The organism is Bacillus sp. TCT6 (genome assembly GCF_056033845.1).
In genome coordinates, this window is sequence record NZ_JBVYHX010000001.1 from 3,526,562 (window position 1) to 3,540,577 (window position 14,016).

Annotated in this window: 13 protein-coding genes; all 13 read right to left on the reverse strand. The window is 37.6% G+C overall.

Annotation, left to right across the window (positions count from 1 at the left end; genetic code table 11):
• Positions 1-5: 5 nt before the first annotated feature.
• A complete protein-coding gene (gene rpsB / locus AC0ONG_RS17825; protein WP_000111485.1) occupies positions 6-707 on the reverse strand; it encodes a 30S ribosomal protein S2 in 702 nt (233 codons plus the stop codon).
• A gap of 347 nt (positions 708-1,054) precedes the next feature.
• Positions 1,055-1,834 (reverse strand): GTP-sensing pleiotropic transcriptional regulator CodY, encoded by a 780-nt coding sequence (gene codY / locus AC0ONG_RS17830; protein WP_000421290.1) that lies wholly within the window; start codon positions 1,832-1,834, stop codon positions 1,055-1,057.
• Positions 1,835-1,911: 77 nt separating this feature from the next.
• The gene (gene hslU / locus AC0ONG_RS17835) at positions 1,912-3,303 is read right to left on the reverse strand and encodes an ATP-dependent protease ATPase subunit HslU (protein ID WP_000550084.1); all 1,392 of its coding nucleotides are present in this window, start codon (positions 3,301-3,303) and stop codon (positions 1,912-1,914) included.
• A 22-nt stretch (positions 3,304-3,325) separates the two neighbouring features.
• A complete protein-coding gene (hslV, locus tag AC0ONG_RS17840) occupies positions 3,326-3,868 on the reverse strand; it encodes an ATP-dependent protease proteolytic subunit HslV (protein ID WP_000526274.1) in 543 nt (180 codons plus the stop codon).
• Positions 3,869-3,910: 42 nt separating this feature from the next.
• The gene (xerC, locus tag AC0ONG_RS17845; protein WP_001101244.1) at positions 3,911-4,810 is read right to left on the reverse strand and encodes a tyrosine recombinase XerC; all 900 of its coding nucleotides are present in this window, start codon (positions 4,808-4,810) and stop codon (positions 3,911-3,913) included.
• Between the two features lie 65 nt (positions 4,811-4,875).
• Positions 4,876-6,180, reverse strand: a complete 1,305-nt coding sequence (trmFO, locus tag AC0ONG_RS17850; RefSeq protein WP_000213006.1) for an FADH(2)-oxidizing methylenetetrahydrofolate--tRNA-(uracil(54)-C(5))-methyltransferase TrmFO — start codon at positions 6,178-6,180, stop codon at positions 4,876-4,878.
• 48 nt (positions 6,181-6,228) lie between these two features.
• Positions 6,229-8,307: a type I DNA topoisomerase gene (topA, locus tag AC0ONG_RS17855; protein ID WP_001286957.1), complete on the reverse strand. Its 2,079-nt coding sequence runs from the start codon at positions 8,305-8,307 to the stop codon at positions 6,229-6,231.
• A 144-nt stretch (positions 8,308-8,451) separates the two neighbouring features.
• The gene (gene dprA, locus AC0ONG_RS17860; RefSeq protein ID WP_000818044.1) at positions 8,452-9,321 is read right to left on the reverse strand and encodes a DNA-processing protein DprA; all 870 of its coding nucleotides are present in this window, start codon (positions 9,319-9,321) and stop codon (positions 8,452-8,454) included.
• An 88-nt stretch (positions 9,322-9,409) separates the two neighbouring features.
• Complete coding sequence (gene sucD / locus AC0ONG_RS17865) at positions 9,410-10,312, reverse strand: succinate--CoA ligase subunit alpha (RefSeq protein ID WP_000115178.1); 903 nt, start codon at positions 10,310-10,312, stop codon at positions 9,410-9,412.
• A 19-nt stretch (positions 10,313-10,331) separates the two neighbouring features.
• Complete coding sequence (sucC, locus tag AC0ONG_RS17870; RefSeq protein ID WP_001020791.1) at positions 10,332-11,492, reverse strand: ADP-forming succinate--CoA ligase subunit beta; 1,161 nt, start codon at positions 11,490-11,492, stop codon at positions 10,332-10,334.
• Between the two features lie 193 nt (positions 11,493-11,685).
• Positions 11,686-12,459: a ribonuclease HII gene (locus tag AC0ONG_RS17875; protein ID WP_001171121.1), complete on the reverse strand. Its 774-nt coding sequence runs from the start codon at positions 12,457-12,459 to the stop codon at positions 11,686-11,688.
• A gap of 56 nt (positions 12,460-12,515) precedes the next feature.
• Positions 12,516-13,406, reverse strand: coding sequence for a ribosome biogenesis GTPase YlqF (gene ylqF, locus AC0ONG_RS17880; protein ID WP_000236702.1), 891 nt, complete (start codon positions 13,404-13,406; stop codon positions 12,516-12,518).
• A gap of 20 nt (positions 13,407-13,426) precedes the next feature.
• Positions 13,427-13,978, reverse strand: a complete 552-nt coding sequence (gene lepB / locus AC0ONG_RS17885) for a signal peptidase I (protein WP_000711853.1) — start codon at positions 13,976-13,978, stop codon at positions 13,427-13,429.
• Between the last annotated feature and the right edge of the window lie 38 nt (positions 13,979-14,016).

A 14,016-nucleotide genomic window follows, 5' to 3' on the forward strand; every position in this document is an offset into this window, starting at 1 on the left:
CTTTGTTACGCAGTAACAGTTTCTTCACCTTGTTTTGCTTCAAGGATCGCGTCTGCCATTTTAGATGTAAGAAGTTTTACAGCACGAATTGCATCATCGTTTGCTGGGATAACGTGATCGATTTCGTCTGGATCACAGTTTGTATCAACGATACCGATGATTGGAATGTGTAATTTGCGTGCTTCAGCAACTGCAATACGCTCTTTACGAGGGTCTACTACGAATAATGCACTTGGAAGACCTTTCATATCTTTAATACCGCCTAAGAATTTCTCAAGACGCTCTAACTCTTTTTTAAGTTGAACAACTTCTTTCTTAGGTAGTACTTCGAAAGTACCATCTTCTTGCATTCTTTCGATGTCTTTAAGACGCTTGATACGCTTTTGGATTGTTTGGAAGTTTGTTAAAGTTCCACCTAACCAACGTTGGTTAACGAAGTACATACCCGCACGAGTTGCTTCTTCTTTAATAGCTTCTTGTGCTTGTTTTTTAGTACCTACGAATAAAATGTCTCCACCTTCAGCAGCGATGTCACGCATCGTTCTGTAAGCTTCCTCAACTTTTTTCACAGTTTTTTGTAAGTCGATGATGTAGATACCGTTACGCTCTGTGAAAATGTAACGCTTCATTTTTGGGTTCCAACGACGAGTTTGATGTCCGAAATGAACACCAGCTTCAAGCAATTGCTTCATAGAAATTACTGACATAATATAGTTCCTCCTAAATGGTTTTTGATATCCTCCGTTTACTTCATCTCTAAGCGAAACTACAAACGTAGCACCAACACTTAAATCAGTAAACGTGTGTACTTTGTACTGACACCACTGCTTACTATATCATACTGAAATATTACAATCAAGTCGAAAATGCGAACAATGTAAAACTTTCTTTGTTCATACTCGAATTCTAGTATTACCAACCTTCATTTCTTTTAAGCAAAAAAGCAAAATACAATTAATAGTTTTCCCAGAAAACACGCTTATGCCACTTTTCACAAGCACCATCAATCATTGCACAAAAAAACTCTCCTCAATCGAGGAGAGTTTTTTATAAATTAGTTTGTTTTTAATTTAGCAAGTTCCTGTAGAAACTTGTCGTTTAGCACTTTAATGTATGTTCCTTTCATACCTAAAGAGCGAGACTCAATAACACCAGCACTTTCTAATTTACGTAGTGCATTTACGATTACAGAGCGAGTAATTCCTACGCGATCAGCAATTTTACTTGCAACAAGTAAACCTTCTGTTCCATTTAATTCTTCGAAGATGTGCTCAATTGCTTCTAACTCACTGTAAGATAATGAGCTGATCGCCATTTGAACAACAGCTTTACTACGTGCTTCCTCTTCGATTTCTTCTGCTTTTTCACGTAAGATTTCCATACCTACAACAGTTGAGCTGTACTCAGCAAGGATTAAATCGTCATCTAAGAACTCTTGACCTAGACGAGCTAATACTAATGTACCTAGACGCTCACCACCACCAACGATTGGTACGATTGTAGTTAAACCTTGACCAAATAATTCTCTGTTTTCTACTGGGAATGCTGTGTAAGCACTGTTCACATCCAAGTTTGAAGATGTTTCTGTAATGTTGAATAAGCTTTGTGTATATTCTTCTGGGAATTGACGTTCTGCAAGCATTTGCTTCATGCGTTCGTTTTCGATTTGTTGGTGAATTGCATAACCTAGTAATTTACCACGACGGCTAACTACGAATACGTTTGCTTCGATTACTTCACACATTGTGTCAGACATTTCTCTAAAGTTTACAGGCTTCCCTGCTGCGCTCTGTAATAACGCATTTAATTTTCTCGTTTTTGCTAATAATTCCATTTCAAAAGTTCCTCCTACATGTTACTCACATATTTTTTCATCACTTGGAAACTAGGGCGAGTCACCTGATGACACTATTACAAAATAAACTGGCTCACATCTTTATTTTTAGCAATTGTTGCTAATTTCTCCTCAACGTATTGAGGGGTTATCGTTATTTTCTCTAACGTAATTTCAGATGCTTCAAACGATAAATCTTCAAGGAGCTTCTCCATAATCGTATGAAGTCTTCTTGCTCCAATATTATCTGTATCCTGATTAACTTGATAAGCAATCTCAGCAATCTTACGAATAGCTTCGTCTGAAAATTCAATTTCTATACCTTCAGTCGCTAATAATGCCATATATTGTTTAATTAACGCATTGTCAGGCTCGATTAATATTTTAACAAAATCGTCTGTCGATAATTTCGTTAATTCTACTCGAATCGGAAATCTCCCTTGCAATTCCGGAATTAAATCCGACGGTTTAGACATATGGAACGCTCCAGCTGCAACGAATAAAATATAATCCGTTTTTACTGATCCGTATTTTGTCGCAACATTCGACCCTTCTACAATTGGCAAAATGTCACGTTGCACACCTTCACGTGATACATCTACGCTATTCGACTGCTTACCAGCAATTTTGTCAATTTCATCGATAAAAATAATCCCGAGCTGTTCAGCACGATAAACAGCCTCTTGTGTAACTTCATCCATATCAATTAAGCGCTGTGCCTCTTCATTTGTCAAGAGTTTTCTTGCTTCTTTTACAGAAAGTTTACGTTTTTTTGTTTTTTTCGGCATAAAACTCCCTAACGCATCTTGGAAATTCATTCCCATTTGCTCCATGCCAGTTCCTTGTAACATATCAAACATTGACGACTGTTGCTCAGTCACTTCAATCGATACAATTTCGTCTTCAAGAAGCCCTGCAGCAAGCTTTCTCTCCACATCTTGACGTTTCTTTTCAATTTCACCATCTTCTTGTGTATCAGACGTTTGACTCGAATTTTGAGCGCCCCCAAAAAGCATCTCTAATGGATTTTTAAATCCAGATTGCTTCTCCGGACTCGGCACTAAAATTTCAACAAGACGTTGATTCGCTTGCTCTTCTGCTTTATCTTGAACTTTCACTACCATTTCTTCTTTTACAATACGAACCGATGTTTCCACAAGGTCACGTACCATCGACTCTACATCTCTACCCACATATCCAACTTCTGTAAATTTTGTAGCCTCAACCTTAATAAAAGGTGCTCCAACGAGTTTCGCCATTCGTCGTGCTACCTCTGTTTTCCCAACACCTGTCGGTCCAATCATCAAAATGTTTTTAGGTGCTATTTCATCACGTAAATTTTCAGCTAATTTACTGCGACGGTATCGATTTCTCAACGCTACAGCAACCGCTTTCTTTGCGTCTTTTTGACCGATGATGTATTGATCTAATTTTTCCACAATTTGGCGCGGAGTAAAATGTAAATGCATATAAAATGCCTCCCTTACGATTCTACAATTCTTCAACAATTATGTTGTGATTCGTATAAACACAAATATCGCCAGCAATCTCTAAACTCGCTTTCGCAATTTGTTTCGCTGTTAAGTGTTCACTTGCATATTGCTTTAAAGCACGACCTGCAGAAAGTGCATAATTCCCACCAGATCCAATTGCTAAAATACCATCATCCGGTTCAATCACTTCTCCTGTACCTGAAACAAGGAGCATAGTTGTTTTATCCATGACAATGAGCATCGCTTCTAGTTGACGTAACATTTTATCGCCACGCCATTGTTTTGCCATTTCAACAGCTGCACGCTGCAAGTTGCCATTATACTCTTCTAATTTTCCTTCAAACATTTCAAAAAGAGTAAATGCATCAGCAACTGAACCTGCAAAACCAGCTAAAACTTTACCTTGGAAAAGTCTGCGAACTTTACGAGCTGTATGTTTCATTACAACAGCATTTCCCATTGTCACCTGACCATCTCCAGCCATTGCACATTCTCCATTATGATGAACTGCAAATATCGTTGTAGCGTGGAAATTCCCCATAGAAAAAACTCCTTTATTTGTTTTTATAGCTTTTAAAGCAATTTATGCCCGCGGGTGATGCTTCATGTAAACAGAACGCAATCTTTCTTTAGAGACATGCGTATAAATTTGTGTGGTCGACAAATTCTCATGACCTAATAGCTCCTGTACAGTACGTAAATCCGCCCCTTCATCTAACATATGTGTAGCAAATGTATGCCTTAACATATGGGGACTTATTCGCATTGTCAGTGAAGCCTTTTTAATGAGTTCATTTAAAACATAACGCACTCCACGACTTGTTAGCGGTGTACCTTTCGCATTTAAAAACACCATACGAGAGTCTTCGTCAGTCTTATTAACTAACTGTTTTCTCCCATTCTCTATATAAGTAATTAAAGAATCTTGCGCATAGCTTCCGAACGGAATATACCTTTGTTTTTTTCCTTTTCCCATTACTAAAATTGTTCCCACCGCAAAGTCAATATCGGTAAGTTGTAAATTGACACATTCACTCACACGGATTCCAGTCGCATACATCAACTCTAATAAAGCTTGATTCCTTTGACCTAATGGCGTTTCCGTGTCAGAAACTTCAAATAATTCCTCTAACTCTTCAGCATATAAAAACTTTGGGATTGACAATTCTTTTTTGGGGAGTGACGCAAGTGCAAACGGATTATCTTTCCGATAACCTTCACGCATCAAAAAACGATATAAACTTCGTAAGCTTGATACTTTTCTTGCGACAGATTTACGGGCTAACTTTTCATCGTGCAACGTCGTTAAGTACAAACGAACATCCGCGTATGTAACGTCTAAAAAAGAGGATATGCCTTCTCGCTCCATAAATTGCACAAAATGTTCTAAATCATTTTGATAACTTGCAATTGTATATTTTGAATAATTTCTTTCAATTTGTAAATATCCAACGAATAATTGTAACAATTTCTTCACATTCACACAACTCACCTCAATAAAGGCTACTAAATCGTATCACAACTTAGTAGCCTTTGCAAGAAATTTAACTAAATATTTACAAAATTTTGAATTGTTTCTAAAGCGCGTGTTGCGTATGCTTCATTTCGTTCCGCTTTCTTTTTGATCTTCTTCTCTAACGGTGCAAATAGACCGAAGTTCGCATTCATCGGTTGGAAGTTTTTAGCGTTCGTTGCCGTAATGTAATTTGCCATGCTGCCCATCGCAGTTACTGACGGTAATACAACTGGCTCTTCACCTTGCACAAGACGTGCAGCATTAATTCCTGCTAATAATCCTGATGCTGCTGATTCAACATATCCCTCTACTCCAGTCATTTGACCAGCGAAGAATAAATCATCACGTTGTTTATATTGATATGTTGGACGAAGCAAATTAGGTGAATTAATAAACGTATTACGATGCATTACACCATAACGTACAATCTCTGCATTTTCCAGTCCCGGTATTAACTGTAGCACTTCTTTTTGTGGTCCCCACTTTAAATGCGTTTGGAAACCTACGATATTGTATAAAGTTCCTGCTGCATCATCTTGACGTAACTGAACAACAGCATATGGCGTTTTCCCTGTTTTTGGATCTTCCAATCCAACAGGTTTCATAGGTCCAAATACTAGCGTCTGTCTCCCTCTACTTGCCATAACTTCTACTGGCATACAACCTTCAAAGAAAATTTCTTTTTCAAACTCTTTTAAAGGCACTGTCTCAGCAGCAATTAAAGCCTCATAAAAACGGTCAAACTCTTCTTCTGTCATTGGGCAATTTAAATATGCAGCTTCCCCTTTGTCATAACGCGATTTTAAATATACTTTATTCATGTCAATACTGTCTTTTTCTACGATTGGTGCTGCCGCATCGTAGAAATAGAAATAATCTTCACCTGTTAGTTCTTTTAATTGTGCAGCAAGATCAGGAGATGTAAGTGGACCTGTTGCAATAATTGTTGGTCCTTCTGGAATTTCAGTAAGCTCTTCGTTCACTACCGTTACATTCGGATGGTTTTTTACGTATTCTGTTACTTTAGCTGCGAACTCATGACGGTCTACAGCTAACGCACCTCCAGCTGGTACAGAGCACTCATCTGCCGCACGAATAATTACAGAATCCATTAAACGCATTTCCTCTTTAATAACTCCAACTGCATTTGTTAAAGTGTTTGCACGAAGTGAGTTACTACATACTAATTCAGCAAATTTATCTGTGTGATGAGCTGGCGTTTGCCTTACCGGCCTCATTTCATATAATCTAACTTGGACACCACGTTTTGCAATTTGGTAAGCCGCTTCACTTCCTGCAAGACCTGCGCCAATGACGTTTACTACTTGTGTTGTCATATATATCACCTTTCCTTTTCTTCCCGAAAAAAATGTGAGCAGTTACGCTCACATTTGTTGTTCTTCTTCATAATCGCACGAAATACATTGTACTTGCACGCCTTTTTTCAACTTCTTCTCTACAAGCATGCCTTCACACTTCGGACATTTACGACCAATCGGCTTATCCCAAGATACAAAGTCACATTCTGGATACGTACCGCATCCATAGAAAAGGCGTTTCTTTTTGTTACTACGACGCTCAATAATTTGTCCTTCTTCACATTTCGGACAAGTTACACCGATTTCTTTCACAATCGGTTTTGTATTACGACAATCAGGGAAATTCGAACAAGCCATAAACTTCCCGTATTTACCCATTTTAAAGACCATTGGATGTCCGCATAATTCACAGTCTTCCCCAGCTGGCTCATCTTTAATTTCCACTTCACGCATTTCTTTTTCCGCTTTTTCTAAGCGCGGTTCAAATCCTACGTAGAAATCATCAACAATTTTCACCCAATTGGCATTTCCTTCTTCCACTTCATCAAGGCTTTGCTCCATATTGGCAGTAAATTCAATGTTAATAATTTCCGGGAAAAATTCTAAAATAAGTTCAATTACTATTTCACCAAGTTCAGTCGGAACGAAGCGTTTATTATCCAAGCCTACATATCCACGTTTTTGAATCGTTTCAAGTGTAGGTACATAAGTCGACGGTCTTCCAATTCCAAGTTCTTCAAGTGTTCTTACTAGACGAGCCTCTGTATAGCGCGGAGGAGGTTGTGTAAAATGTTGCTTCGGTTCTAAATCCTTCGAAAATACAGTTTCCCCTACTTCTAAAGGCGGCAACATCTTATCCTTTTCTTCAGCACCATCATCTTTCGACTCTACATACACTTTCATAAATCCTGGGAACTTTACAACCGATCCACTTGCACGGAACTGAACATTGTTATTAATGAGTCTCGCTGTCACAGTATCCATTATAGCAGACGCCATTTGACTTGCAACAAATCGCTCCCAAATCAATTTATATAATCGAAGTTGATCACGACTTAAGAAACTTTTTAGTTCCTCTGGCTTTCTCATTACCGAAGTAGGACGAATTGCCTCATGTGCATCTTGTGCATTTGACTTTTTCGTTTCTTTCTTCTTTTCTGTTCCTATGTATTCCGTACCATACGCTTCAGTGATGTAAGTACGAGCCTCTGTTTGAGCTGTTTCTGAGATACGTGTTGAATCAGTTCTCATATACGTAATAAGACCTACAGTTCCTTGTTTTCCAAGATCTATCCCTTCATACAATTGCTGTGCAAGCATCATCGTTTTCTTTGCTCGCATGTTTAACTTACGTGCTGCTTCTTGTTGCAAGGAAGATGTTGTAAACGGTAATGCAGGATTACGTTTTCGCTCTTTGCGCGTTACATTTTCAACTGAAAACGCATTGTCTTTCATCTGTTCAATTATTTCATTCACTTGCGTTTCATTCGTTAATTGAACCTTTTCCCCATCTACACCGTAAAAGCTTGCTTCAAATGTGTCTTTTCCTTTTACAAATTCTGTTTTAATTGTCCAGAATTCTTCAGGTTCAAAGCTTTGAATTTCCTTTTCACGTTCGATGATTAAACGAACTGCTACAGATTGTACACGCCCTGCACTTAATCCTTTTTTTACTTTCTTCCATAATAAAGGACTAATATTGTAACCAACAAGACGATCAAGTATACGTCTTGCTTGTTGTGCATCTACTAAATCCATATTAATTGCACGAGGATGTTTAAATGATTCTTTGATTGCATCTTTCGTAATCTCATTAAACACAACCCGACAATCTGATTCAACGTCCACATTTAACGTATTCGCTAAATGCCAAGCAATTGCTTCCCCTTCGCGGTCTGGATCGGCCGCGAGATAGACTTTCTTTGCTTTTTTCGCCGCTGATTTTAAATCTTTTAAGACGGGACCTTTACCACGAATGGTAATATACTTCGGGGTGAAGTTGTTCTTTACTTCTATCCCCATTTGACTTTTTGGCAAATCGCGAACATGTCCCATAGACGCGACAACTTTGTATTTTTTCCCTAAATATTTCTCAATGGTCTTCGCCTTAGAAGGCGACTCCACGATCACGAGGTAATCTGACATGCTAGTGCCTCCTTAAGAGGTGGATTCAAGTCTTCATTAATCTTATTGATTTCTCTTGTTTTTGTCAATCAAGAATGAATATACCATACAGTGCCAATCTACCATTTGTCAATAATTGTTTAATAAAAATTTAAAAATATAAGGTTAATTTAAAATCTCTTCCAAGATATCTTCTGCATTTCTTACTAATTTTGCGCCTTGTTGAATAAGATGATTTGTTCCCGATGCCCCCTCTATAAATATAGGTCCAGGAAGCGCAAACACCTCTCTATTTTGCTCTAACGCAAGGTCTGCAGTAATAAGTGTCCCACTTCTCGATTTCGCTTCTACAACTAAAACACCTTTACTTATACCACTAATAATCCGGTTCCTTTTTGGAAAATACCATTTTTTCGGTGCATAGTGCGGAGGATACTCTGTCAATAACAATATATATTCCTTCCACATTTCATATAAATGTCTATTTTCTTTCGGATACATAAACGACAATCCATGCCCTAATATCCCAATAGTGGGACAATGATGCCTTACTGTAATCTCATGAGACATTGTATCTATCCCTTTTGCAAACCCACTGACAATAAGCCACTCTCTTTCTAATAAAGGGTGTAAAATAAATTTCAAGCTCTCATGACCATATAATGATGGTTCTCTCGTTCCAACAACTGCTAATTTATTTACTTTATTTAGAAAATCTTTCTCTCCTTTTCCATATAAAACGAAGGGAGGGTCTTGTATTTCACGTAATAATTGTGGATAATTTTCATCCCATATCGTTATATAAAAGATACGATTTTTCTCTAAATAAGATATATATTGCGGAAGATTTGAACTTTGAAGAAATTTCACTAGTTCTGAAGATTTTTTCGAGGATATTCCAGTGTAGTGCTCCATTTGTTTTTCGTTAAAATTATATATGTTCTTTAATTCTGGATCGACATATAGTAGCCTCTCCATCGCTTTCCAATAATCTGCTAGCAAGTAATGAAGATGTAATAACCGCTCTCTTTTCATCTTGATTCTCCTTACCCATAATTTTTATTATGTAAACAGAAAAAAGTGTAAAAAGACACCCTCAAGTAAGAAGGTGTCTTTCAACAGATTAATAGTTTTTGCAAGTCTCAAATAGACCTTTTTCTTTTAAAACAGAGATTAGCGTTTCTCCCATAACTGCTGGAGTTTCAGCTACTTTAATGCCACAAGCTTCCATTGTTTTAATCTTTTCAGCAGCAGTTCCTTTACCACCAGAAATGATTGCACCAGCATGGCCCATACGTTTGCCAGCAGGCGCTGTTTGACCACCAATGAAGCCTACAACAGGTTTTGTCATATTAGCTTTTACCCATTCAGCTGCCTCTTCTTCTGCTGTACCGCCGATTTCACCAATCATAATTACAGCATGTGTTTCTTCATCTTCATTAAATGCTTTTAACGCATCAATAAAGTCTGTACCGTTAACAGGGTCTCCACCGATACCTACAGCAGTAGATTGGCCAATACCTTCTTGTGTTAATTGATGTACAGCTTCATACGTTAATGTACCAGAGCGAGATACGATACCAACATGACCTTTTTTATGAATATATCCTGGCATAATACCAATCTTACATTCATCTGGTGTGATTACACCTGGGCAGTTTGGTCCAAGTAAACGTGTATGTTTACCAGCCATATATCTCTTTACGTTTACCATATCTAATACAGGAATTCCTTCAGTAATACATACTACTAAATCAATTTCTGCATCAACTGCTTCCATAATTGCATCTGCCGCAAAAGCGGGTGGAACGTATACAACTGAAGCGTTTGCGCCTGTTGCTTTCACTGCATCTTCTACTGTATCAAATACTGGTACACCTTCAATATCAGTGCCGCCTTTACCTGGTGTTACACCACCGACAATTTTCGTACCGTATTCAATCATTTGTTTTGTATGGAATAAACCTTGAGAACCTGTAATACCTTGAACAATAACTTTTGTATCTTTATTAACTAATACGCTCATTTTTCTCCCCCGCTTTCTATTAGCCCACTAGTGAAACAATTTTTTGTGCACCGTCTGCCATAGATTCTGCTGCAACAATATTTAAGCCAGACTCATTTAAAATTTTCTTACCTAGTTCTACGTTTGTACCTTCAAGACGTACAACTAAAGGTAACTCAAGACCTACTTGTTTCGTTGCTTCAATAACACCTTCTGCAATAACATCACACTTCATAATACCACCAAAAATGTTAACGAAGATACCTTTTACATTTTTGTCAGAAAGGATAATTTTGAATGCTTCTGTAACTTTTTCAGCAGTTGCACCGCCACCAACATCTAAGAAGTTAGCTGGGTCACCGTGGTAATGTTTAATGATATCCATTGTAGCCATCGCTAAACCTGCACCATTAACCATACAACCGATATTTCCATCTAAAGGAATGTAGTTTAAATCGTATTTTGAAGCTTCAATTTCTTTTGAATCCTCTTCATCAAGATCACGAAGCTCTAAAATGTCTTTATGGCGATATAACGCATTAGAATCAAAGTTTAATTTTGCATCTAATGCCATAACTTTACCTTCACCTGTTGTAACAAGTGGGTTAATCTCAGCGATAGAGCAATCTTTTTCGATAAACGCACGGTATAAGCCCATCATAAACTTCACAGCTTGTCCTACAAGCTCTTTTGGAATATTGATGTTAAATGCAATTCGGCGTGCTTGGAAACCTTGTAAGCCTACTGCTGGATCAATATATTCTTTAAAGATTTTTTCAGGTGTTTTTTCTGCTACTTCTTCAATTTCTGTTCCACCTTCTTCAGACGCCATTAAAACAACTTGAGAAGTTGCACGATCTAAAACTAGACCTACATAATATTCTTTTTTAATATCGCAACCTTCTTCGATAAGTAAGCGTTTTACTTCCTTACCTTCAGGACCTGTTTGATGTGTCACAAGTGTAGTTCCTAAAATGCTTTCTGCATATGTACGAACTTCATCTAAATTTTTTGCAACTTTTACTCCGCCAGCTTTGCCGCGTCCACCAGCGTGAATTTGTGCTTTCACTACACATACATCTGTTCCTAGTTCTTTCGCTGCTTCTACAGCTTCTTCTACTGTAAATGCAACCTTCCCGTTCGGAACGCTAACCCCATAGCTTCTAAGGACTGCCTTACCTTGGTACTCATGGATATTCATGGTCCCATCCTCCCCTGTTTTCCTGTTTTACTCGAAAAGTTTTTTAATGTTTAAAAAACATTACATTGCCATTGTATAAGATGATTGGCACGCTGTCTACAATAAAGTGTCAGAAAACTGAAATCGCTTTATTCTTTTTCGAAAATAGTAATGTTTATATGCCAAAATAAAAAATAAGCTGTATATTTACAGCTTATTTTTGAATCATATCTTTAATTGGCGCGAATGACTTTCGGTGTTCATCTAATACTCCATGCACTTCAATTGCCTCTAAATGTTGCTTTGTGCCATATCCCATATGTTGCTCAAATCCGTATTCAGGATACTTTTCTCCCAGTTCTTTCATCATACGATCTCTCGTTACTTTCGCAATAATAGATGCAGCTGAAATAGAAATACTTTTCGCATCACCTTTAATAATTGAGGTTTGCGGAATTGGTGTAGGAAGCTTCATCGCATCAATTAATAAATGTTGGGGTGTACAAGATAAATTTGCAACTGCATCTAACATTGCTTGTTTCGTTGCTTGGTAAATATTAATGTCATCAATAACTTGCGGTGATACAATTCCTACTCCAATTGCAATTGCTTGTACTTTTATTTCATCATAAAAACGCTCACGTTTCGCTTCACTCAGCTTTTTTGAGTCATTTAACCCTGGAATATAAAAATCCTCTGGAAGGACGACAGCTGCCGTCACAACAGGCCCAGCCAACGGGCCACGCCCTACTTCATCAATACCCGCGATATATGTGACCCCTTTTTCACGCAAAGCATTTTCATACTTGGACATTTCAAAAAAATTCTCTTTTTCTTTCTGTTCTAACTCTTTTTGTTTATACCACTTCAAAACGAGCTTTTGAACGCCTTTTCGCTCATCTTTCATTAACAGTTGAAAGCGATCATCTTCTTCATTCATAATTTCTTTCAATACATTTTCCGCTTCTTTTATCGTCATTTTTTGCATTTATACAAACTCCTTTTTAAACGTATCCAAAAAGAAAAGACGCACAAACGCACGTCTTATACTTCTTCTATTTTTTCCACATCTTCTACTTGCTCTGCAAACTCTTCCGGTGTTTCAAACGTCATTTTTCCAAGTTTGCCACCACGAAGCTCACGAAGTACAAGCTCAGATGTCTTATCATAATCAATCATTCCGCCGCCCATTAAGCAGCCTCTATTTTTTCCAATTGCATCGAATAATTCCACAATATCTTCTGGAATCTCATTTAAATTATAGCGTTCTTTCAAGCGTTCTGGATAATGTTTCTCCATAAAACGTAATGCGTAAACAGCTACATCTTGTAAATTTAAAATTGAATCTTTAATTGCACCCGTCGTCGCTAAGCGAAGACCCACTAATTGATCTTCAAATTTAGGCCACAGAATACCTGGCGTATCTAACAATTCCATTTCCTTCCCAACTTTAATCCATTGTTGAGCTGTTGTCACACCTGGACGATCTCCTGTTTTAGCAATATTTTTCTTTGCCAATTTATTAATTAATGTAGATTTACCAACATTTGGTATACCTACAATTAATGCACGAATCGCTCTCGGTCTAATACCTTTTGCAACCATTTTATCAAATTTTTCTTTAACAAGCACTTTACAAGCTGCTGCAATTTCTTTCATACCTTGTCCAGCTTGCGCGTTAATCGAAATTGCCATATGACCTTTTTCTTTAAAATATGCGATCCATTGTTTTGTTAAACGGTCATCTGCCATATCCGCTTTATTTAAAACAACAAGCCTTGGCTTATGTGTAATGATTTCATCAATCATTGGGTTTCGAGATGATAATGGTAATCGAGCATCTACAAGTTCAATTACAACATCAATTAATTTTAATTTCTCCGTTACTTGGCGTCTAGCCTTCGCCATATGCCCTGGAAACCATTGAATTACCATGTTGCCACCTTCTTTTTCATTTATTTCACAATACGTGCGTCTTCTAACGGCCAATATAACATATTAGCTTTACCAATTACTTGATCCATTGAAATCGTACCGATTGAACGGCTATCTTTACTAAAACGACGATTATCACCTAAAACAAATAATTGATCTTTTGGAACGGTTTTCTTGCCTGTCATTTCTTCAAGATTAAAATCATATGTAAGCGGTCCGTCAGCAATTTGCTTTTTCTGCTTGTCTAAATACGGCTCCTCATAAGCCTTTCCGTTAACATACAGCTTATCATTACGATACTCTATTTCATCGCCCGGTAGGCCTATAATGCGCTTAATGTAATCTTTATCTTCTGTTGCTCGAAATACGATAATATCAAAGCGTTTTGGATCTCCAATGTGATAACCAATTTTATTTACAATCATTCGATCACGATCATGTAAAGTAGGTGCCATCGATACCCCGTCTACGAGAATTGGCGCAAAGAAAAACTGTCTAATAACACCAGCTAATACAACAGCAATCAAAATTGCTTTAATCCATTCCCAAAGTGAACTCTTCTCTTTTTTCATGCATTTCCCCTCCACGGTTATGTAAGCTGTTCGTATTA

Bases quoted from the DNA above. Each gene is read 5' to 3' on its own strand.
- trmFO (WP_000213006.1), bottom strand. From the start codon at position 6,180: ATGACAACACAAGTAGTAAACGTCATTGGCGCAGGTCTTGCAGGAAGT.
- sucD (WP_000115178.1), bottom strand. From the start codon at position 10,312: ATGAGCGTATTAGTTAATAAAGATACAAAAGTTATTGTTCAAGGTATT.
- codY (WP_000421290.1), bottom strand. From the start codon at position 1,834: ATGGAATTATTAGCAAAAACGAGAAAATTAAATGCGTTATTACAGAGC.
- rpsB (WP_000111485.1), bottom strand. From the start codon at position 707: ATGTCAGTAATTTCTATGAAGCAATTGCTTGAAGCTGGTGTTCATTTC.
- dprA (WP_000818044.1), bottom strand. From the start codon at position 9,321: ATGAAAAGAGAGCGGTTATTACATCTTCATTACTTGCTAGCAGATTAT.
- ylqF (WP_000236702.1), bottom strand. From the start codon at position 13,406: ATGGTAATTCAATGGTTTCCAGGGCATATGGCGAAGGCTAGACGCCAA.
- hslU (WP_000550084.1), bottom strand. From the start codon at position 3,303: ATGCATTTACATTTTACTCCGCGCCAAATTGTGGAAAAATTAGATCAA.
- sucC (WP_001020791.1), bottom strand. From the start codon at position 11,492: ATGAATATCCATGAGTACCAAGGTAAGGCAGTCCTTAGAAGCTATGGG.
- hslV (WP_000526274.1), bottom strand. From the start codon at position 3,868: ATGGGGAATTTCCACGCTACAACGATATTTGCAGTTCATCATAATGGA.
- AC0ONG_RS17875 (WP_001171121.1), bottom strand. From the start codon at position 12,459: ATGCAAAAAATGACGATAAAAGAAGCGGAAAATGTATTGAAAGAAATT.
- lepB (WP_000711853.1), bottom strand. From the start codon at position 13,978: ATGAAAAAAGAGAAGAGTTCACTTTGGGAATGGATTAAAGCAATTTTG.
- topA (WP_001286957.1), bottom strand. From the start codon at position 8,307: ATGTCAGATTACCTCGTGATCGTGGAGTCGCCTTCTAAGGCGAAGACC.